The sequence below is a fragment of the Acinetobacter sp. WCHAc060025 genome, from assembly GCF_004209355.1.
Classification (GTDB): domain Bacteria; phylum Pseudomonadota; class Gammaproteobacteria; order Pseudomonadales; family Moraxellaceae; genus Acinetobacter; species Acinetobacter wuhouensis.
Window position 1 is genome coordinate 66,046 of the sequence record NZ_SGSX01000011.1, and the last position, 22,785, is coordinate 88,830.

Here is a 22,785-nt window from a genome sequence, read left to right on the forward strand (position 1 = left end):
TTTGTTGAAAATAATAAGTCAGCAAATAAAACCCGAGATATGATAATTAAACTATTATATCTCGGTCATATTCAAAACTTATAGCTTCACGATAAAGCCAGACAGTTCCTCCAATAATTATGGAACTCCACCAGCTCCACCAGCTCCACCAGCTCCACCAGCTCCACCAGCTCCACCAGCTCCACCAGCTCCACCAGCTCCACCAGTATTATTTGTTCTAACAGGAATAATGCTAGTCACTTTATCTTTTGTTAACTTAAGAACATCGGTTATGCGAACTGACGTTGTACTTTGAGTAGAAGACTCTTCTTTATTCTTCATACTTAAAGTTTCAGTCGTCTTTGGAAGTGGCCCACCTTTTGTATAATTGTTCGGATTTTCATAAGTATCTTTGATATTTCGAGCCTGCCTTAAATCATTACTATCAAGAGAGCCCTCACCTCCCAACTCAAACCCAGTTTTTTGATCCTTTTTAATCACAGTATTCATATTAGATGAAATATTATTTGTATTCCCCTCTGCAAATTGGACATTTTCCATTGTTCCGCCATTTATTGACTCAACTTTAAACGTTCCTCCAGTTACAACACTAGAGCCCTGATACTCAGTAAAACTTGAATTACTAAGGCCAAAGCTTCCACTTACACCACCACCTTGGCGTAAATCTTCTTCCTTAGCACCATTATTTACTGTTCTCGCAATTGAGTCTTTTCCTACTTTACTTGGAGATTCGGCCTTTTGAGCATTACTAGCACTCACACCAACATTAAATCCAGTTGAGCTTGAACTTGAGGTATTTTCTGCAGCGCGCATATTTACAGTCTCACCACGGATAGTCGTATCTCCGCCACTTTGGAATGTAGTCCCTTCAAAATCTGCTTGCTTAGTATTTACAATAATATTTCCACCAGCATTCATTCCGCCAACGACAGCAGTAGATGAATCAGATTTAGATTTATTTTGTCCATAGCCCACACCAACATCTACATCTGGAGTTCCTGCAATATCAATACCGACACCGACACTGACATCGATATTTTTAGAAGAAGAACTCGATGAATGAGTATCAGCAACAGCATTATAGTTAAGCTTATCTGCCGTAATAGACATATTACCGCCTGCTTCAAATAGCGTACCATTTAAAGTCGTATCACCAGTTGAAATAGAAGTAATATCCTCGCTAGCTTTAAATTTAGAGGTGACTGCTTGTGTATCTTTACTTGATTCTGATGTTTCAGAGCCTGTATAAGAAGCAGAAACGCCAACTGCAGCTGATGGCTTTTTGACAGCATTTGTACCGCCTCCAGCAGAAGCAACAGCACCTGCACTTGCATTTGCATTTGCTCCTGCCCCAACTTCTGCTGAGACTTCTAAACCTATACGGGCATCATGCGACGAAGTATTTTTTGAATACGTCTGCGAGTCACTTACTGCAACATCGGTAATTGTTGTAGCTTTCTGGAAAATACTTCTTGCATCGACTTGTGTTGCTTCATCTACAATTTCATTCTCAGCAGTCCGTGAAAATTTTCCGCCTGCTTTAAATGTATTTCCTGTATTTGTTACAGTCGTATAATTTTCTTGACTCTCTTCAGTTGCCACACGTAAACCAGCACCAACATTTGCACTCACGCCAACAGATGCACTCGCATTACCTTGGATCGGATTAACATCAGTCGCACTTGCAGAAGCACTCACATCAACATTTGCAGAAGCTTGGGCTGAACCACTTAAATAAACACCTGCTAACTTACTTGAACTTGAACGGCTTTCTTCATGAACGTCTTGTACAGCTAGATTTTTAATATCCTTCGCCTTGATTTCCATGTCACCGCTTGAAGTCACATTAGCCCCATGGAATGTAGCTGTATTTTGTACATCTATCAGCATTCCTCCACCCGAACTTAATGTAGACAAATTATGCGTAGTATTACGCACAGACTCTGAGTCTTTTTCAAGTTTCGCACCTATTGTTGCTGTTCCATTTGCTTGTGCATTCGCTTGAGCACTTGCACCAACACTCGCCCCCATTGCACCAGCCTGAGCACCCGCTTGGGCACTTGCACCAGCACTTGCATCTCCTTCTGTATAAATACCAATTGATTTAACAGTCGTTTCACGGTTCGCATAGTCTTTATTTTGACCTGCTGTAACATTAAGTTCTTTTGCTAAAACGCCTAATGCCCCATCAACATTCACATTGGAACCACGAATATTCACAGCACCGTCTGCTGAAGAAATGAGTAGACTACCAGCTGAATTAATATTTGAACTCACACTGGTTTCTTTGCCACTACTTTCAATTTCTGTAGTCGTTTCAACAAGACGTAAACTTGCTTCGCCTTGAGTACTTGCCGAAGCTTCTGCTGAAGCAGATACACCCAGTTTCGATTTCTCTGTTTTAGCAGATGCATTTGTTTGGGTATTTTTTTCATCTTCTAATGATTTTAAATAGGCTGTATTTGTCTCATTACCATCTGCAGCTTCACCTTTTTTATTTTGATCAATACCATCAGCCGCTTGCCCATAAATTGGCTTATCATTCCCACCTTGATCACCTTTCGTGGTTTTTAGATATGTTGTCGTAGTCGTTTTTTTCTCATGACGCTCTTCATCTTTACCATCTAAAATATCAACACCTTGCTTACCACTAATCAAGCTAAAGCTGTCTTTATCTTTGATGTTAACGTTCGAACCTGCGATCACGACTTTCTGATCTGAGTCCACGATCAAACTACCAACATTCAAGTTGCTGGCTTTATTTTTTCCTTCAAAATCTGTTGTTTCTTGAGTTTGAGTTCCATAAATACCACCACCTACACCTAAACCAGACCTAGATGAAGATGTTTTGGTTTCTTTGGTATCTTGTACAGATTCTAGGGTAAAGTTACCACCCGTTTTTGCATACATTTGACCTTTGACATTAACATCGCTACCCGAAATAAGAGTATTACCGCCACTTTCAAATGCAGCATTTCCACCTAAATCTATGGTTGAACCAACATGGGTTGTGGTATTGGTATTAATTGAACCATTACCAATGCTGTTGGTATCTTCATTGATCTTGTCGCCTTTTTTCAAACTGGAAGTTGTTGCAGTATGATCTTCTAGCGATTTAATGTTGATGTCATTACCCGCTTTTATTGATGCATCACCTTTGGCTTTGAGTGTTGCAGCGATATTGTTGATATCTTTTGCTGCATCTAAGATCAAAGTTCCATTACTTTCAATACTTGCAGTTTGTCCAAAGGTGGTTGAGTCACTCACACTATTACCAAAATTATAAGATTTAGTAATGTTATTGATCGAACCTTCTTGTGATTTTAAGATGACATCATCACCTTTGATTTTACCACCAATGTTATTGATATCTTTTTTCACATCTGCATAAACAATGCCACCCGCAATCGTACCATTTTGATTGGTCAAGGAATCTACTGTTAATATAGTCCCAACTTTACCATCAATGACTGCACCCGATGTATTAATACCATTAACCGTTTTTTGGCTTAAATATACTTGTGGAATTAAAACTTTTTGACCTGATACAGTTCCTTCAACCATCCATACAATATCACTATCTAGTTTTGATAGTTGTTCTATCGTTAACGCCTTACCATACTCTAAACCAAGGTCTTTACTTGATGATGTCGCATTGTCGAATAATATCTTCATTTGATCTGAAGCTGAAGCATTTGCAAACAGTACGCCAGTTCCTGTCATTTGAATCAATTGCTTTTGCACCAAATTCATTTCATAACCATCATCCCCCAGTCTTTTTAACAGCTTGTCTGGGTCAATGCCGAGTTGTTCAGTTAAATAGTTTGAACCTAGGACATCTGAATTAGCACCATAGAGTGGATTAGATTCAACCAAATACTTTGAATGACTGTCTGGTGTCGCTACATATTGGCTATATTTTGTCGTTGGTATGTCTAAATCTACAGTTGGTATTTTTGTAATAGGATAAGGTTGATAATATGCAATATTAACTTTAGTTGCTTCTTTTAATTCAGGCACAGTTGATGGATTTATTACAAAACCTTCAGGAGCAGAAATATAAGTTATCCCATCGATAATATTGACAGAATAATCTTTAGTTGACGGTTTCGTAGATTGATAACTTGTCAGTGAAGTAGAATTCAAATTATTTATAGACTGAGCATTTCTGTTTTCTTTCACATAAGTTGACGGTGTGTATGCTGTAATATTTGTTTTACAATCTTTACCTAATACACCACAATTTTCTGCGGTAGTAGAACCCACACCCTTTATATTTGATCCATCTTCTCCCTGTTGTTTAATAGAATTATTACCTAGATTTTCAATAACTCCTCCATCAATAAAAACATTTCCACTCCCAGAAATCACTGAAGAACCTGCTACATCTATATTTGAGCTTAGCCCACTTGGTAAAGGTTTAAGAGCAGTGGAACTATATGTGTTTTTTACTAATTTAGAAACTATGTCTGCTGTTGTATTTAAAGTTGGTGTAATTTTATTACTTTGAGCATCTAATAAATAGACTGTCTTACCTTGATTATCGTAGACAACATTACCTTGTCCATCTAGTTGAGTTAAAAAGTTATCACTCCACCAATAAATAGTATTAAATAAAGTTGAATTTGAAGAAGAAAGCGGCTTAATACGATCATTATAATATTGCGTTGGACTATCCCAACTTTCACCAATATCCATAGGTAAAGAACCAGCAAAACTTAAATCTTTCTTAAAAGCTATAGCAGTCCTGACAACATCACCACCACTATTTTTATCTATCATCAGTAAATATTGAAGTTCATAATTATGATCATCAGAAAAATCATATAAATCTATAGATCGGTTAGTGAATTTTTTTCCAGTTTTTAAAGTAATATCAACTGAACCCTTTCCAGCTTTACTATCCCCTAATGCAATAATTTTACCTCCATAGTTTTCGCCATTATCACCAATTTTTAAAATAATATTACCATTATTGGCAATAATTTTAGCTGGATCTGCTGAAGCTAAATATTTATTAGCTATGACATTATCTGTGCCACTTTTTGTAACTGTAGCTTGTTTCCATATTTCAGTAACTAACGAAGATGAAAAACCTTGATGATCATTTCCAACGGCAGGATTATGTTCAGCAGTAATTCGTGTAGTAGTTGCACGAATATTGGCATCTGTAGATGATGTTAATTTATTCCCATTTATATCATAATAAAACGAGTCTTTCTCATCACCACTCTGACGTATATCAAAATCATTTAAATGCTTTGGTGCCTCCCAATTATAATGATCTACTCTTAATGATTCCCCATAAAAATTAGTTTCATTAATAAATTTACCTTGAGTATCAATAGTAATATCACCACTATTGGAAATAATTGCAAAATTATTCGTAAAATTATTTGCATATATATTTATATTTTTATCCGATGAAATCACTCCTCCTGTTGGTTTATTTATACCACTTTTCTGAGTCGAGTTATTCGTATAATTCGTTATATTCGTATAACCTTTTCCTGAATTTGATCTATCATTAGAATCTCCTACACCAATATTTAATTCTTTGTTTGCATAAATATTACCATAGTTATTAACCACATTCGAACTAAATAAATTTTTATTGATATTAACAACACCCAAACCTATAATTCCAGAATTATAATTATTAGTCAAAGTATTCGATTGAATATTTAAAATACCTCCTAAACTATGAATGAGTCCATTATTTACTAAAGTATTTGATTCCAAATTACTATTACCTATAGTCTTCACAATCCCCCCTATCATATTGGCAATACCATTTCCCGTAGTAATAGAAGAGTCACTTAAGTAAATGTTTTTATTAGCACTATTTGTTAAATTATTCTGTTTCAGGTCTAAGTTTGAGCTATTAAGTAAACTTAAAGAACCGTTATTGGTAAAATCTGATTTTAACGTTGCATTTGTACCATCTAATACCAAAATACCATTATCATTATTTAGATTTTGTAATGTCGCATTCCCTTTTTCTAAATACAGTGTTCCTTGATTATTCGTTTGCCCATTTACCGTTAAATTAGAATACTCACCAAAATAAGCGGATGCACCTGCAGTGTTGTTAAACTTATCCGCTGTTACAGTGGTTGCTGAATCCTTTGGATCATTTTCTAAATAAACACTCAATGTACCTGTATTATTTAATGTTCCTAGGTTTTGAGCATCTAGATTCCAGAAGGCATAAAACCCTTTTGAGTCATTCGTACCATTGAGCGCATAGTTATCAAAATTTGTTTTCACATTTAACGTTTTATTATTAATAATCGCTCGAAGCGCTTGTATAGAGCCCTCATTGAGCAAATAATCTACTGTAAATGGTACCCATGATGTACTGATCACACCATACTTTCCACTACCATCAGTAGCGACTAAGTTCTTAATATTTTTAGCCGTTAAATGCATCGTGTCATCAACAGCACCTGCAGTCGCACTCTTGGTATATAAAGTCCCCGTATTTAATATTGTATCGTCAGCATCAATAGAGATGTCTTTATTGGCAAATACAATTCCTGAGTTTTTAACAGTTGAAGCTGTTCCACCTGTTGCATTCAATACGACATTTTTAGATGCAATATTTCCTTTATTCTCTATTTGCTGAGCGGTTATCGTTATATTTTCAGCTGCATTGATAACACCATTTGTATTATTTAAAACATTGCTTGCATTGAGTGAAACAGTATTATTTGCTTGTAAAGTTGCGTTATTGGTAATCGAAGAACCAACAGGAGTTGCCTTTAACGTTAAATTACCTACACTTCCAATCGTACCATCATTTGTTAAAGCGCCTTTTGTAGCGATTAAAGTTAAGTCTGCATTACTTGCCAACTGGCTACCTAGCTTATTGCTAAATGCTTCAGTGGTAATATTTAAATTTTGGTCTGAAAGAAAATTTTTATTGTTATTAAAATTCTTCAATCCATTCAATGTAAAACTTGAACTTTGCAATGTGCCATTATTGGTTAGATTATTAATATTGGTAGTTGTCAAACCCGTAGCGTTGTATAAAGCTCCACCATGTATAAGCGAATCTGCTTTAAAAATTAAAGCATTGAGAGCGTTTACCAAGGCTGTTTGTTGGGTTGTAATCGTGGTCACAGCTGTCAGATTTTGGTTTTGAGCAGAAGTAGCTCCAGCCAAATCGATAGATGAATTTTGAGAAATCAAATTCAAGGTATCCGTTATATTCACCTGAGAGTTTTGTAAAGTTGCTAAAGTATTGCTTGTCGTAATGTCTGCATTTTTAGCATACAGCTTCCCACCTAAACTTAAGCGCTGACTCTCTAAGGTAGTCTTACCATCAGAGATCGCAACAAAACTATCACCTGTAGTTAAATCATTTGTAGATTTAATATTGGTTGTTACTGCACTTGTTTGCCCATTTAAGTTAATTTTGTTTCCTGCACCTAATACCAGATTATTATTACTTATAATCAAAGAATCTTTTGCAGTATTCAGATTATTTGAAGCACTAATGTCTACTGTATTCGCTTGGGATGTACCACTAGTATTTATATTTTGCGCTTTCAGGCTTAAATTATTATTTGCAAGTAATGTCCCTGTCTGATTAACATCCAGCTTCTGTGTGGCAGTTAGATTGGTATTATTTGCTAGAATTTGGCTATTTACTGCTATATTTTGAGCATTAATATTTGCTGTTTCTTGTGCACGAATATCTGATGTTGCATTGATATTCAAACCACTATTTACCTGTAAATTCAGGTTTTTAGAGTTTGATTTACCATTAAATATGAGATCATTCGCATTCAGATTTGCTTGATTCACCACTGAAAGCTGAGCATTTGTATCAACTGTTAATGTACCACTTGAAGTTAAGTTTGTATTTGTTGCATTTACTAAGCCATTGAGATTCACCTGAGCTGCTTTCAAATCAATGCCATCAGATGCTACTAATTCTGCGCCATGATTTAAATTAACTTTATTTTGAGCATTTATTTTACTTTCTTTTGTATATAGCTGCCCATTAATCGTAATATCTTTGGCATTCAATTGTGCTAAGTTTGCACTTTGCAGTTGAGCATTTTTTTCAAGATTTAACGCATTAGCAGCTTGAACAGTTGCATTTAATGCTTTGACTTTACCTACAATGACTGCATCATTTGCAGTGATATTCAAATTATCGGATGTACCAATATTTGCAGTTTGCGCAATATTGACTGCATTATTGGCATTTAATTGTGCATTCTGTGTATTTATAGTACCTGCAACAATCAAATCATTGGCTTTTAGTTGCGTTATACTCGCTGTGGTAATATTTGCTGTTTGGTTCACATTCAATGTGGACTTAGCATCTGCATTTAAACTTTGTGCAGTTAAATTACCATCTACTTTTATTGTGTCTGCAGAAATGTCAGTATTTTGAATTGTGGCTAATGAACCCGTTGCCCCGACATTAGCTCCAGCTTTAGCATTTAATTGTGCAGCTTTTGCCGTTAATTGACCGTTCGCATTGATATTCTGCGCATTGAATTGTGCCAACTCTATTGCTTGTATGTCAGAACCCTGTTCTAAATTCAGTTGGTTTTGAACTTGTGCAGACAATTGTTTTGCTTTGACTTTACCCTTTACCGACAAATTTGAACTGTTAAGCTGAATATTTTCTACGCTTTCCACAGCACTGTTCTGATCTAATAAAAGATCAGTATCTGCTGTCAATTGAGTACTATTCGACTTGACACTGCCAATGATATTAATCGCATTTGCTTTCGCCTCTACATTATTCGTAGCACCAAGACTTCCACCATTTTGCACACTTAATGAATTTTTAGCTTGAAGCACAGCACTAGAAGCAGTGATATCGCCTTGTACTGTGATATTTTCAGCATTTAATTGTGCAATGTTCGATACAGAGATCACACCAGCCGTGTTTAAGTTTTTAATCGCAGTGATATTGAGATTCTGTGCGAGCTGTTTGCCAGCCAAATCAATATTTAATGCATTTAAATTTGCGACATTCGTTGCAAAAACTAATCCACTATTTGTCGTTATCAAACTATTTTTTGCATTAATATTTGCAGTATTTGCCTGAATTTGTCCTGCAATACTTAAATTTTCTGCATTCAAATCAGTTGTATTACCTGCTGTTAAATTTGATTTATCAGCTAAAGATAATATTTGACCCACTTTTATACTATTTGAATTTAATGAAGAAACTACTGAACCAACATTTAATGTAGCATTATTATTGGCATTAATAGTTGCATCATTTGAATATACCCTCCCATCAACCCCAACATTATTTGCAGTTATAGAAATATTTTTCTGAGATGAAACTTGCGCATTATTATCAATTTGGACAGAGTTCTTTGCGTTTAAATTTGTACTTTGTGCTGAGCTTTCAGCATTAAGTCCAATATTTGAAGCACTAATGTTCAAATCACCAATTTCACTTTTGATTTTAGCCTTTACAACTGAGACATCAGCATTTTTTGAAGTTAAATTGATATTATTTTGTGCAATAACAGATACAGCATCACCAATTGACAAGTTTTGTTCTGTTGTAAGATTAAGACTACCTCCATTTGAAGAAAGTTCACTCGATCCTTGTGTAGTTAAACTATTACTATTTAAATTTAAAGCATTATTTACATTCAGCTTAGTATTTACCAAATTTGTTTGTGTAGCATTATTAATTTGAGCATCACTTGCTGATTGAACAACACTATTACTTATATCTAACTGATTACTATTAATATTTAAACTATTGTCTGCATATATACTACCATTACTAGTCGCAATATTTAGCTGATTATTATCAGCTGAACCTAGTGCGATATTTTTAGCAGTTAGTGAACCATTGATATTTAAGTTGTTATCTACATTACTATTATTCTGAACTGATAAATTTTGTGCAGCACTAATTTTATTATTTAACTCAATTTTTCCAGATGCTGATAATGTGAAATCGCTGCCATTTGCTGCGACATTACCCAACATTTTTACACCAACACCTTGATCAGAAGCAATCAAGCTGATGCGATTTGCATAAATCCCCCCAAGCTCACTAGAGTCAATCGCATAAGTTGGTACAGCTCCAACACCTTGAATTGCAGTTGCTTTACCACTTGTCACATCGTATTCATTTGCACCCGTTACAACTTCAAGTTGTTTCGCATTGATTTGTCCATTCACATTCAGATTACGGGATAATAACTGAAGTAAATTTTGCCCTGTGGCATTCAACCCATTCCCATCCACAGTGATATCACCTTGGCGGATGGTGTAGTTTTTAATAGATCCATCCGTATTGAATTGTGGTGTTCCAGTGGTAAGCGTTGCTCTATCTGTGTTGATAAATCCACAGCCATTACACGTGATGCCATACGGGTTGGCAATTACAACATCTGCTTTATTTCCAGCGACTTCAATATGACCACTCAGTTGCGAACGATTTGTCCCTGTGACTTCATTGAGAATAACTCGCGCACTTTTATCTAAGTTTTTATTGGTTTGAATATTTCCTGCAAGTTGCGTCATGACCGACAGGTTTTTCGGTGTTTGTACTGCGTTATTCAGTATTTGACCTGTTTTATCTACGTTATAGTTTACATAGCGGTTATGTGAAATACCTGCGGCATTTGCTGTTGCAATATCAATAACTTGAACACCATTATTCGCATTAAATACGCGTGTATTCCCACTCGCAACATCAACATTGGCAACTGTTTGCTGTACAAATAGCATTGCTGCAATCGGTGTAAGTACTGCAAAAAATGCCGTTAATTTAGACGTTGTACTACCAGTTCCATCTTTACTTCCAGAGGTACTTTTTCCCTTTGAACTAACAGCTTCAGAGACAACATCAAAAGCATTTTTTGATTTATTCCATACAGTTTTATAAATATGATTCATGATTATTATTCCTTAAAATGAAAAAGTAGAAGAGAAGAACACATCTGCGGATTGTTTCTTCATAAAGTTCGATTGATGAATTGGCTGTGTGGCAATCAATTCAAGCGATACATTGCTCACATTAAATGTCGTACTGAGACTGACGCTGCTGAGCTCTCCCACATAATTTGAGTTTTCTTTGTTATCTACTTTTCCGTAATCCAAGCCGAGGGTGTGGCGCCCGAATATTGGCGTTCCATTAAAATCGTAATTTTTGCTAAGTGAGAAATCATTTTTGAAAGCATAGCCATGGTCACCACTTAAACTATTTTGGTTAAACCCACGTACACTATATAAACTGCCGATTGAGAACTGTTCTGAACCATATAAAGTATCGAAAGCTTGTTGACCTGAAAAAGAACTCGATATACTGAAATTTTGCCCTAACCAATTAAAGCCTTTGAAGTAACTAATGCCATAACTCATTTTGTCAAACTGTGCTTTAGGTGCATCGGCTGACAAATCTGATTGATCTTCTAAGGCATTGAAAATTTTTAGACCTTTGGCATATCCCACGTTGACATTGACCAATCCTGACAAAATCATGTCGCTATAACTAAAACCAAGATCGAATACACTAAGTTTGCGACTACTTACTCCTAACTTAACGCCCTCAAGAAAAGCTTCTGTATCTTTGGCAGTAATCCCCGCATTCATACGGAATTGGTTGTTTAGGCCACGGTGCAATAGAGTATCAATTTTTCCTGAGAAAGTTGTGGTTTCTCCATGCGACAACAATTGATTGAAATCTGTTTCTAATGTTGTGTCATATTCAGAACGGGAAGCACTAAAGTTAAAGGTGTTGTATCCCAACGGGATGATATACATCGCACTGCCTGAATAAGAATCAGTATGATTAATTTTAAAAGGCAATGAACGGTTATAAGTCACACTGAATAAATCATTCAATCCTAATGGATTATCTAGACTTAAACCTAATGCTGCTTGATTTTGACCAGTACTATCTTGACCTTTATTGTCATAGGTAAAATACCCATTCCAGCGCTTTGATGGGTCATTATCAAATACAACAATACTTTCTCCTGGCTGATTGCCAGGAATAATTTCCATTTTCGTATTATTCGATTGTAGGCGATTAAATTGGTCAATTGCTTGTTCTAAATCTCTCAGGTTGAGTGGCTTAGATTTGACATCACCCAATGCTGTATCAAGAGAAAGTGTACCCTGTGCTCGATCTGTTACCTTTAACTCAGTCAGTTTACCTTCTTCAACCTGTAACTTAAGTACACCAGACTTTAAGTCTTGTTCAGGAAGATAAACACGTGAAGTCACATAACCTTTATTTAAATATGCTGCTGTAATTTTCCCCATAAGCACTTCAATTGCACGTGTTCCCATACATGTATTGATATAAGGTGCAACCAATTGACTTATTTTCTTGCTAGAAAGTAAATGATAGCCACTTACATCAATTTGATGAATGGATAAACAAGGGCCTTGATCAGTTGCAGATACTTCTGGGGGAGCAACATCTATACGTGTTGGCGGTTTAGTTGATTGTAATATTTGTTCTTGTTCATATTTCTGTCGTTGTTGCAGTTGTTGTTGAATACGGTCATTTTCTCTTGCTGCAATCTCTGCAGGAGTCTCAGCAGCATATGCTATGTGGCTCAAAAAACAAATCATTGAAGATATCAATAATTTCTGAGTTTTTAATTCCATGTTCATTCCTTATTTATAAATCCCCTTTAAGCACCCACCAAGTAAATGCCTTCTGTAAATCAATAAATATTTTTGTAAGTAAGTGTTAATTTAACTGCAATGTAGAATGAAGTATCAGGTTTGGATATACCTGAAATTGGGTATTTTTTTGCTTTTTTAATTGCTTTTAGCGATTTTTAGCTCATATTTTTAAAACAAATCAAATACAAAAAATTAACTAAAACTACACTATTTAATTAAATTCAAATAAAATCATTACATTATTTTTAATGAGAGTTTTTAAATACAAAAATAGAAATAAAGAAGGTTCACAAAATTCCTTTTTAAATTTAATAGCGATAAATGCTGCATCTCCTTATAATCCCCTGCTCAAAGTTTCCATGAGTATGTTATGTCTTCCAACCAATACGATGTGATTGTCCTCGGTGCAGGTGCTTCAGGTTTAATGCTTGCAGCAAAAGCGGCTGCACGTGGTCGTAAAGTTTTGGTGGTTGAAAAAGCCAATAAAATTGGTAAAAAAATCCTCATGTCTGGTGGCGGAAAATGCAACTTCACCAATCTCTATGTCGAGCCTGAAAACTTCATCTCGCATAATCCACACTTTGTCATTTCAGCACTGACGCGTTATACCAATTGGGACTTTATCGGTATGGTCTGCGAATATGGCATCGAATATGAAGAACGTAAGCATGGGCAACTATTCACACTCAATGGTGCCAAAGAAATTTTAGCCATGTTGCTGAATGAATGTGAAAAGACCCAACGAGTTGATATTAAAATCTCATGTGAAGTCAAAGCAGTAACAGCTATAGACGAACAGAATTTTCAAGTTGCTACCAATATAGGTTACTTTGAAGCTGAGTCAGTTGTCGTTGCATCGGGCGGTTTGTCGATTCCAACTTTGGGTGGTTCAGATATTGGCTATAAAATTGCCAAACAATTTGGACATCACATCTACCCGACACGTGCAGGTTTAGTGCCTTTTACTTTCTCAGATCAATTTAAAGAAGTGACTACACGCTTAAGTGGGAATGCAGTTGAAGCAACACTGAGCAATGATTTAAATAGTTTTACTGAAGCGCTTTTATTTACTCACCGTGGTTTAAGTGGCCCAAGCTCATTACAATTATCGAATTATTGGAATGTCGGTCAAGCCTTCAATATCAATTTCTTACCGAGCCTAGAATTATTTGAATTCTTTAAAGCGAAGAAGCAAAGCCAACCCAAAGTTTTACTCAGAACATTGCTGATTGAGCATTTACCTAAAAGCGTTGTTTTAGAACTACAAAACTTAATTTGGGCAGAATGGGCAGAAACTGCAATTGGTCAACTCAGTGATGAAAAACTTGAAAATATTGCCCATAAATTGCATCAATTTGAAGTTAAACCCTCTGGAACAGAAGGTTACCGTACTGCCGAGGTGACTTTGGGGGGTGTTGATACAACTGAAGTTTCATCAAAAACAATGGAAAGTAAAAAACAGAAAGGTTTATTTTTTATTGGAGAAATCTTGGATGTTACAGGACATCTAGGTGGGTTTAATTTTCAATGGGCATGGGCGTCTGCACATGCCGCATCTGAATATGTTTAGGTTAATTTTTGACTTATTCTAAATAATCGGTTTTGAATAAAATAAGCTGACTTTGGGTCTGCTGTTTCTGCGTAACACGTTGAATAGCAAGATCCATTGCATCTGAAGCGGTTGATTTATTGGATAGCATTTTTTGCACAAAATAGATGATTTTCATTTTAATTCCCTTTGAAAATAGTTCACTTATTAATCTAATAATTAATTAAAAAATACATTATTTATGCTTTGAATTTAGCCAATTTAGATTTATCTGTCTAGCTTTATTTTACAAAAAACTTTTGTGTAACAATTATGTAATCTTCATAAACAAAATTTAATATGGACAAATAGTTCTAGCGTGCAAAGCGTCACGATTCACTATCTTTCTTTTGCTCTAGATCCTGTTTTTGATTCTGTTGATTTTTAGGTTTTGCAAAAACAAATTTATAAGCACTCGCTAAAAAACCAACTGTAATTCCAGCAATCACAATTGGTGCGATAAAATTATTTGGCTTTTTCTTAGACATCATCTTTCCTCTTTCGCATTTGACCTAAAAATAAAAAATCGATCAAGACTTAATCCTGATCGATATTACAGCAAATTTAAATGTTAATTCAGGTCATCTTTATCCTTATTTAATGGTTCCGTATTCGATTTATACTCGCTTTCAATTGTAGGTGTATCTGAGGTCACTTGCTGAGTATCCACAGAACTTGTATCTAAATGAGTATTTTGACGCAATGGGTTGGGCTGATTTGCCTCTTTCTTTGCCCGATCAATTAAATCGCTCAAGACCCGTTCTGCGGGTTGTCGACCACCTAAACCAAAAGCCAAAGCAAAGGCAACAGCAACTGAACCCAGTGTTAAACCAAATGCAAGATTTACGATCGAATCTGCAATCCCCATCGCACGCAGTCCCATGGCAATCACTAAGCCCATGATTAAAATTCGAACTAAATTACCCAACCACCGAGAGCTATTATATTCACCTCGTTGCACCACATTTGCAACGATATTGGCGAGCCAAAAACCGATCACGAGAATAACAGCACCCAATAGGATATTTGCCCCAAAGTGGATAAACATCGAAATCAAAGTACTAATTTGTTCAAAGCCCAATCGATTCGCAGCTTCAGAAACAGCAAATAACATGGTAAAAAATACAATTAAATAGCCAACAACACATGAAACTTTGGTTTCACCTAAGAAACGTTGCACATCTAGCTTTTTAGGAATGTCATCAACACCTGTGCCAGCAATCACTTCTGCCACTAAACGCCCAACAAATCGTGATACCACATATGCCACAATTAGAATCAAACCCGCAGCGATAATGTGTGGAATGGCATACATAATTTCACCGAGCATAGCCGTTGCAGGTTGTGAAATCGCTTGTATACCCAATGCTTCGAATGCCACGATCAATGCCGTAATCATCACGATTGCAAAGACAAAAGAACCTAAAAACCGAGAAAGCCCCTGCTCAGAATTTTTAAATAATCCGACTTTTTCGATTTGAGTTTGTAAATTTAAGCTACTGATCAACCCTTCAACGATGCCTCGGACAATTTTTGCAAGAATATAACCCACAAAAATAATCACGCCAGCGATGAAAATATTTGGTAGATAAGAAATTGCTTCATTCAACATATTTTGAACAGGAAGCAATAAACCTTCTAAGCCTAAAATTGACAAAACGATTGGTAAGAACAATAACAAAATCAACCAATAGACAATATCTGCTAAATTTTGACTGATGGGACTGACACCGACATCAGAACTCAATTTTTCATCTAATTGGGTGCGGTCTAGTACCTTTTTCAAACCAACTTTAACCAGATTAGCGACAATCCATCCGACAAAACCAATTGCGACAGCAGCCAATAATGTTGGAATAAACAATAGGAATTGTTGAATCATGGCACTGAACGGGCTACTTACACTACTCAGATTGAGAACATTGAGTGCCCCAATCACCGCAATCACCATCACCACCCAAAAAATGATTCTGGAAAGAATGCTTTCAATATTAGATCGATGTCCTGTTGCTGATGATAACTTTTGGTTCGTACCTATTTTTTCCAAAAGTTTTTTTATGCCTGCTGCAACAATCAATGCAATAATCCATCCAACAATTAGAATAGCCACAGCAGCTAAAATTGGATGGAATTGATCCCAATAATACATGGCATCAAACCGACCGCGTGCTTGTAAAATTTCATCCATTTTTATTCCCTCACAATATTGATTTATAAAATGTTGAGTTCGCGAATGATTCCTTAGATCTCTTTTTGCGTTTTAATTGAATATTTTTTAAACAACAATACCACTTTATAATTTGATTATTTAATGTTCAATTTTAACTGCATAAATACAACAAAAGCGCCAAGAAGGCACAAAAAAACTCCAGCATAAAAGCTAGAGTTTTTGTCATACCATTAACATAATTTTTCAGTTTTAAATGGCGTTTAAAATTCACCCTTTTAAAGCCAGTCGGCTGCCATATAAACGAGTAATGAAATAAGAAATAACCCCACAAGAATAAGCATGTAAATAGGTAAGCGATTCTTATGTGCTATATCTTCACGACTGGTTATATAAGATGGTTTATTGAAATCGTGTCTCATAACATCCACCTCCATCATATTGATGTTTTTTTATACTATCAGGCAATTGAACGGCTGTGTGTAAAATATTTTAAACAAAAGTAAATTTTAGCGATAAGCAATACTTGATAGTGAAATGAGCTATACTATATGCCCCATTTTTTGGCTACGATCGATATGGCTTATCCACGACAAAGTGTCTCATTAGACTTAGACACTGACGTCACTCATCAATGTTTTTTACATACTTCAAGAGACGGGCATCTCGTTGGAATTATTGAGTTTAGTAAGCCAAGCTATGTTTTAAAATGGGGCGACTTAGAATATTTTCGTCGCCGTACAGATGAACTTTCTGTCATGCCATTTCCTGAATGTATCAATGCCATGATCATTGATATTCGAGATGTTGTTACTTTTTTGGATAATGAAGTCCCAATTATTCCTTGGCGTTTGCTCGAAGAAGAATGTCCAATTCGTTTGGTTGTACCTGCTGACCGCTTAGAACATTATGCAGGTTTATTTGAACCGACTTGGTTAACGACGGATGTTGAAACAGCAATTCATGAGTTACGTGAATTTATGGATATGTTTGTGCATTGATACATGCTTTAAATCACTCGACAAACATCCCTAAAGCTTTATTCCAACTGAGAACAAGTACAATAGTTGTAAAACGAAAGTGATCCCATAAAGTTTCATTGCCCAATAGAGCGTCGTTAAATCTTTATCTGAGCTATTGCGATTGAATCCCCATAAACAAATTGAAATGATCAATAAAATCAGTGTATACAATGACGCATATATGAGGATAACTAGGGAAACTAAGGCTTTCCCTAAATTCCCCCAACTGCCGGCACTCCATGTCATTTCATTATACAAAAGCATCGCAACTGTGATGAATAGTCCAATTACGTAAGCAATCTGAAGCGCTAAACCAATTTTTTTCATTTATTACAATTATAATTTTATGGATAGCGCTTAACATGCCACATTCAATTTTGGATTACCAATAGTTTTCTACTGCAATATTCCCTTCACCACGACGATTCATGACCAAACCACGTGCTTTTAACGCTGCTTTGGTATCATCCACCATTTGTGGATTACCACATAACATTACATGTGTTGTATCTATATTGAATTGAAGATTTGCCACTTTTTCTAGCTCACCATTTTCGATCAAAATCGGTACACGATCATGCAAAGTCGCATGTGGATCACGAGTAATAATGGGGATAAATTTAAAGCCTGTATGTCCTTCGCCAAAAGTTTCAGCAATTTCTTGAATACGTTCAACATAAGCGAGTTCTGACTCAGTTCTTACACTATAAACCAAGTTGATATGTTGATATTTAGACCATGTTTCGAAGTCTTGAAGCATAGAAATAAACGGCGCTAAACCTGTACCTGTTGCCAAAAGCCATAAATCTTTAGGTAATGGTAATTGATAGCGAGCCAAAGTTAAAAAACCGTATGGCACTTTTTCTAAATACAGTTCATCACCTACTTGGAGATGCTGTAGATTCGAAGTAAATGCACCATCTGGCACAACAATTGAAAAGAACTCGAGTGTTTCATCAAATGGAGAGGAAACAACTGAATAGGCTCTCACCACCAATTCATCACCCACTTTTAAGCCGATACGGGCGAACTGACCAGCAGTAAATTTAAAATGAGCAGGACGAGTCATGGTGAAACTGAAAAGAGTATTGGTCCAGCGATGAACAGACAAAACCTTTTCTACGCTAAATTTTTCAATTGACATGATTTCTTCGTGGCATGGATGATAGTGCTCATGGTAGCATGACTCCAATTCTATGAAAATTTAAAATGTTAAGGCTATACGCATGAGAATGACTTTACGCCAATTGGCTGTTTTCGTTGCCGTTGCTCAAGAAGGCACCGTGACCAAAGCGAGTGATGCTGTTCGGCTGACTCAAAGTGCGGCAAGTATGGCTTTGGCAGATTTAGAAGATGGCTTAGGTGCGCCTTTATTCGATCGTCTTGGTAAACGCTTACAACTGAACGATCTTGGTCGCTTCTTGCTTCCTCAAGCTTTAGAGATTTTAGGGCGCTGTGAAGCTTTTGAACAAGCAGCCAAAGGTGAGTTACAAAGTATTGATCTTCGAATTGGTGCAACACTGACCATTAGTGATTACTTAATGCCTGATTTAATGGCTGATTTTTTACAAGAACAACCTCAAGCGCATTTACAACTTCAAGTAGGCAATACCCGTCAAATGATTGAAGCTGTTAATCAATTTCAGCTTGATTTAGCGTTAATTGAAGGTTCTTGTTTCCTACCACAACTGCAATGTATCCATTGGCGTGATGATGAACTGGCTGTGTGTTGCGCACCAAGTCATCCTCTAGCCAACTTACACCGTGAACTCAGACAGTCTGATTTCCAACATGTGGAATGGATTTTACGTGAGGAGGGTTCAGGAACACGTGAAGTCTTTGATAATGCAATATTGAAAGATTTAGAAGATGCCAATATCCGTCTAACACTTGGACATAACGAAGCGATTCTTAAAATCGTTGCTGGTGGTTTAGGCATGTCATGTATTTCCAAATTAGCCATCCAACCATTGATTGATAAAGGTCAATTGGTGATTTTAAACACACCATTCTGGCAACTGACTCGTCCTTTATTTATGCTAGTTCACCGCCAAAAATATCAGGGGCCTGGCTTAAAAGCTTTTATGAAGTTTTGCGAAGAAAAATAATTATTGACCTCATATATACTTAACCTGGGTTCAGAGTTGATTTCTTCTAAAAATTTGATACGCGAAAACGTCCTTCGCAATTGTTTGAGGCAGGGCTCAACTTGCAAGTTAATGTTTTTGCGATAATCTTGATATATTTCGGTAGCTGACGAGTTCTGCGAAGGACAATGGTTTTGCCCACTTTTGCCGAATGAGAAACATCGTTTCGTAAGAGTGTGGTCGAGCCGAAGGCTAATCCTAATATATGAACAAAACCGATAAGACTCCGTCACAATGAACCTTACAAAAACCTTACCCTACTGAAATTATTAAAATAATTTATCGAACTGACGTTACTTACTATTCAATCAAATGCAAAAAGCTCCACATGGAGCTTTTTTATTTCACTTATCAATAACTTACTTTCTAAAATTTGACAATAAACTATCGGTAATCGCGTTATTATGTTTAACCACTTTGGTCTTTTTTGCTTTTGCAGAATTGTCTTCTACACGTTCGATTTTAACAGCTTTCACTTTATCACCGTTTTCAACCACCAAAAATTTCACTCTTTCATTGCGCTTAGGCTCACCTTCTTCCAAAGGAAAATCTGAAATGTGAAAGAAAATATCTTGCTCAAGCCCACCAATAAAGCCAAAGCCTTTGTCTGAATGGTATTGCTTTATTTTCCCTTGTTGATATTCAGATTTCATTACAATGCCTCATTACTTGATTTACTCATCGTATTATAGCCTTGTTCCCTTTCGAATGAAAAATATGAGCTTAAAAACTAAAATTACAATGTATTATTTAGCATTCTCATTTAGTGCATCTTTAGACTTTTCACTAAAATGCACTGATTTCACATGCCCAACATCTTTACGCTGTTGTTCTACAATTTGCCTTTGCTGACTCTCCAATAAGGCAAATTTCGCACTTTGCTCATCTTGATACGTTTTATATTGTCCCCAGGCTGCGAAAACAAAATAAATCAACCCAGCAAAAATAACCGACATAACGACTGATACAATGCCAAATTTACTGCCATTGTGTTTACCTTTTTTCAGAATATTTTTTTGCTTTGAAATATCAACCTTTTTATTTAACAGCTCATTACTCATCGCCACATCTAAACGTACCATTTGATGTGCTTTAATCACGCCCTTATGATTGATGACAATATACTTTACCGTTTCCCCTTTTTTAGGCTGACCACCCTGCCGAGGAAAATCATCAATCAAGAATTTAACTGTTTCTGCTGAATCCTGATCCAACAAGAGCCCATAGCCCTTGTCTTCATGGTATTCAATCACTTGCCCCAAATAAAACATAAACATTCTCTTCTCATGAAAACTGAAACACATCACTTAAGTCTTTAAACTTATCTCGCATGTGCTTCTTGTTTTTGTTTTTTGATCACGTCCTGTTGCTGCTTTTCATATTGTTGAAGTTTCAATTCCGTTTCAACTTTATACTGCTGATAACGCTCATAAGCATATTTAACACTCCCCAAACACAGTAATACAAATGCCCCCATCACCACAATCAAAGGATTTAAGTGGAAACGTGTACTATCCGTTTTCACTTTGGTACCTTGCTTTCTTTTTGAATATAAAAATTTTACTTTAATTTTTTGAATAAATCTTTGAAAAAAATTAAAGTTCATATTTTTTTCAAGCAACTGTTGATCAACCTGATTACTTAAATATTGATGGTTTTGTTGAATATCCGTTTGTTCGGATAAAACCATCTCAGCTGCAACTGTTGAAGCACAAGCAGCTGATACAACTTGGTCATTTTCTAATTGCCCATTGCCTACATGATCATATGTATTTTCATTCGGCTGAGTTTGTACTTTTATTGGTTGAATTTCTGCAATTTTAGTTGCAGTTGGCTCATTTGGCACTTCTGACAGATCAATATTTTCAGGGGTGTAATCTTTTAAACTCGTTCTCTCAAGGCCTTCATTTTCATCTATTTCAACTATTTGATTATCAACTGATTTGTTATTTTCCTCAGTAGATATTTGGGTATTTTCAACTTCTGCTGAAACTTGACTAAATTCAACTTCAACAAGGTCATCTAAGATCACTTCGCGCTGTGTGAGTGTATCTTCTAACTGAATATGCTCATCAGGCTGAATAGCATCTATGTGTTCAACTGGTTTTATCTCATTTAACTTAGAGTCTATCGCTGTATTTTCATTTTCAAGAATAATTCTTCTTTTCTTCAGCATCTTTCGAACAGTTTGAATATTCTCAAACGAATGATCATCATTAATCGCATTAACTACCAGCTGTTTTTTTGCATCACCATTATGGTTTTTATGATCTAGGCGAACAATAAATTTTGCCAATAATTCTCCATCTTGTTCTAACACAACACATTTAACCCTCTCACCTACTTGTGGCAAAAGTGATGCATTTGAAAAATCTTCAAGTAAAAAACCAACTGACTGTTGATCTGTATTTATTTCGATGAATCCCTTACCCAACGCATCATCAAAAAATGTAACTATCCCCTTACGAAACATTTTTTTCTCTTTAAATTTATAATAAAAAAGGAGGCTCCCCATAGCCTCCTTTGATCATACTAAATTTTTAATCTTTTTGCACACTACCAAAGATCTTGTCTCCAGCATCTCCTAAACCAGGTACGATATAGCCATTTGCATTTAAACCTTGGTCAATAGATGCTGTAAAAATCGTCACATCAGGATGCGCTTCTTCGACTCGTTTAATCCCTTCAGGTGCAGCAACCAACACCATGACACGAATATCTTTACAACCGCTAGCTTTTAATACATCGATTGCTGCAACAAGCGAAGAACCTGTTGCCAACATTGGATCAATAATCATGGCTAAACGGTTTTGTACATCTGGGACTAATTTTTTATAGTAAGTACGTGCTTCAAGCGTTTCTTCATCACGCTCTAAACCTAACACTGACACTTTAGCACTTGGAATCAAATTTAAAAAACCATCTAACATGCCAATACCTGCACGTAGAATAGGTACAACCGTAATTTTTTTTCCCGCAATACGATCGACAGTCACCTTACCATTCCAACCATCAATTTCATGGTCACATACAGGTAAATCCTTTGTTGCTTCATACGTTAAAAGCATAGTGACTTCTTGGGCAAGTTCACGGAAATTCTTAGTACTTATATCAGCACGACGTAATAAACCTAATTTATGACGAATAAGCGGATGACGAATTTCTTGAATAGACACGGGAGTACACCTAAAAGGATAAAAGTAAATTTCCACTATTATA

At 36.0% G+C, this 22,785-nt stretch carries 13 protein-coding genes; 3 read left to right on the plus strand and 10 right to left on the minus strand.

The features are described from left to right. Positions 1 to 117: 117 nt before the first annotated feature. Together EXE09_RS10790 and EXE09_RS10795 are read right to left on the minus strand one after the other, a co-directional pair. Positions 118 to 10,899, minus strand: coding sequence for a hemagglutinin repeat-containing protein (locus EXE09_RS10790; protein WP_130117279.1), 10,782 nt, complete (start codon positions 10,897 to 10,899; stop codon positions 118 to 120). A gap of 12 nt (positions 10,900 to 10,911) precedes the next feature. Further along, complete coding sequence (locus EXE09_RS10795) at positions 10,912 to 12,573, minus strand: ShlB/FhaC/HecB family hemolysin secretion/activation protein (RefSeq protein WP_165382057.1); 1,662 nt, start codon at positions 12,571 to 12,573, stop codon at positions 10,912 to 10,914. Positions 12,574 to 13,012: 439 nt separating this feature from the next. On the opposite strand from EXE09_RS10795, the gene EXE09_RS10800 reads away from it, so the two are divergent. Beyond that, complete coding sequence (locus tag EXE09_RS10800) at positions 13,013 to 14,212, plus strand: NAD(P)/FAD-dependent oxidoreductase (RefSeq protein WP_130117281.1); 1,200 nt, start codon at positions 13,013 to 13,015, stop codon at positions 14,210 to 14,212. Between the two features lie 13 nt (positions 14,213 to 14,225). Here EXE09_RS10800 and EXE09_RS18810 read toward each other — a convergent pair whose 3' ends face one another. The 3 genes from EXE09_RS18810 to EXE09_RS10805 form a co-directional block, all read right to left on the minus strand. Continuing rightward, a complete protein-coding gene (locus tag EXE09_RS18810; RefSeq protein WP_162994949.1) occupies positions 14,226 to 14,369 on the minus strand; it encodes a hypothetical protein in 144 nt (47 codons plus the stop codon). A gap of 190 nt (positions 14,370 to 14,559) precedes the next feature. Next, entirely contained in the window at positions 14,560 to 14,718 is a 159-nt protein-coding gene (locus tag EXE09_RS18815; RefSeq protein ID WP_162994950.1) for a hypothetical protein, read from the minus strand. Positions 14,719 to 14,801: 83 nt separating this feature from the next. Beyond that, entirely contained in the window at positions 14,802 to 16,418 is a 1,617-nt protein-coding gene (locus EXE09_RS10805; RefSeq protein WP_130117282.1) for a mechanosensitive ion channel, read from the minus strand. A gap of 557 nt (positions 16,419 to 16,975) precedes the next feature. On the opposite strand from EXE09_RS10805, the gene EXE09_RS10810 reads away from it, so the two are divergent. Then, a complete protein-coding gene (locus EXE09_RS10810) occupies positions 16,976 to 17,398 on the plus strand; it encodes a hypothetical protein (RefSeq protein WP_068974069.1) in 423 nt (140 codons plus the stop codon). Positions 17,399 to 17,801: 403 nt separating this feature from the next. Here EXE09_RS10810 and EXE09_RS10815 read toward each other — a convergent pair whose 3' ends face one another. Next, complete coding sequence (locus EXE09_RS10815) at positions 17,802 to 18,563, minus strand: ferredoxin--NADP reductase (RefSeq protein WP_130117283.1); 762 nt, start codon at positions 18,561 to 18,563, stop codon at positions 17,802 to 17,804. A gap of 82 nt (positions 18,564 to 18,645) precedes the next feature. Here EXE09_RS10815 and gigC point away from each other — a divergent pair, with 82 nt between their 5' ends. Continuing rightward, positions 18,646 to 19,527: a LysR family transcriptional regulator GigC gene (gigC, locus tag EXE09_RS10820; protein ID WP_068974044.1), complete on the plus strand. Its 882-nt coding sequence runs from the start codon at positions 18,646 to 18,648 to the stop codon at positions 19,525 to 19,527. A gap of 398 nt (positions 19,528 to 19,925) precedes the next feature. Here gigC and EXE09_RS10825 read toward each other — a convergent pair whose 3' ends face one another. From EXE09_RS10825 to upp, 4 genes are all read right to left on the minus strand, one after another. Then, complete coding sequence (locus tag EXE09_RS10825) at positions 19,926 to 20,219, minus strand: cold shock domain-containing protein (protein ID WP_068974045.1); 294 nt, start codon at positions 20,217 to 20,219, stop codon at positions 19,926 to 19,928. A gap of 93 nt (positions 20,220 to 20,312) precedes the next feature. Then, a complete protein-coding gene (locus EXE09_RS10830; RefSeq protein ID WP_130117284.1) occupies positions 20,313 to 20,843 on the minus strand; it encodes a hypothetical protein in 531 nt (176 codons plus the stop codon). Between the two features lie 44 nt (positions 20,844 to 20,887). Further along, the gene (locus EXE09_RS10835; protein ID WP_130117285.1) at positions 20,888 to 22,039 is read right to left on the minus strand and encodes a hypothetical protein; all 1,152 of its coding nucleotides are present in this window, start codon (positions 22,037 to 22,039) and stop codon (positions 20,888 to 20,890) included. 67 nt (positions 22,040 to 22,106) lie between these two features. Continuing rightward, the gene (gene upp, locus EXE09_RS10840) at positions 22,107 to 22,742 is read right to left on the minus strand and encodes a uracil phosphoribosyltransferase (RefSeq protein ID WP_068974047.1); all 636 of its coding nucleotides are present in this window, start codon (positions 22,740 to 22,742) and stop codon (positions 22,107 to 22,109) included. Positions 22,743 to 22,785 lie beyond the last annotated feature (43 nt).

What these genes read in the sequence shown, in the direction of transcription:
- EXE09_RS10790 (WP_130117279.1), bottom strand. Translation starts at nt 10,899, where the DNA reads ATGAATCATATTTATAAAACTGTATGGAATAAATCAAAAAATGCTTTT.
- EXE09_RS10800 (WP_130117281.1), top strand. Translation starts at nt 13,013, where the DNA reads ATGTCTTCCAACCAATACGATGTGATTGTCCTCGGTGCAGGTGCTTCA.
- EXE09_RS18810 (WP_162994949.1), bottom strand. Translation starts at nt 14,369, where the DNA reads ATGAAAATCATCTATTTTGTGCAAAAAATGCTATCCAATAAATCAACC.
- EXE09_RS18815 (WP_162994950.1), bottom strand. Translation starts at nt 14,718, where the DNA reads ATGTCTAAGAAAAAGCCAAATAATTTTATCGCACCAATTGTGATTGCT.
- EXE09_RS10805 (WP_130117282.1), bottom strand. Translation starts at nt 16,418, where the DNA reads ATGGATGAAATTTTACAAGCACGCGGTCGGTTTGATGCCATGTATTAT.
- EXE09_RS10810 (WP_068974069.1), top strand. Translation starts at nt 16,976, where the DNA reads ATGGCTTATCCACGACAAAGTGTCTCATTAGACTTAGACACTGACGTC.
- EXE09_RS10815 (WP_130117283.1), bottom strand. Translation starts at nt 18,563, where the DNA reads ATGTCAATTGAAAAATTTAGCGTAGAAAAGGTTTTGTCTGTTCATCGC.
- gigC (WP_068974044.1), top strand. Translation starts at nt 18,646, where the DNA reads ATGAGAATGACTTTACGCCAATTGGCTGTTTTCGTTGCCGTTGCTCAA.
- EXE09_RS10825 (WP_068974045.1), bottom strand. Translation starts at nt 20,219, where the DNA reads ATGAAATCTGAATATCAACAAGGGAAAATAAAGCAATACCATTCAGAC.
- EXE09_RS10830 (WP_130117284.1), bottom strand. Translation starts at nt 20,843, where the DNA reads ATGTTTATGTTTTATTTGGGGCAAGTGATTGAATACCATGAAGACAAG.
- EXE09_RS10835 (WP_130117285.1), bottom strand. Translation starts at nt 22,039, where the DNA reads ATGTTTCGTAAGGGGATAGTTACATTTTTTGATGATGCGTTGGGTAAG.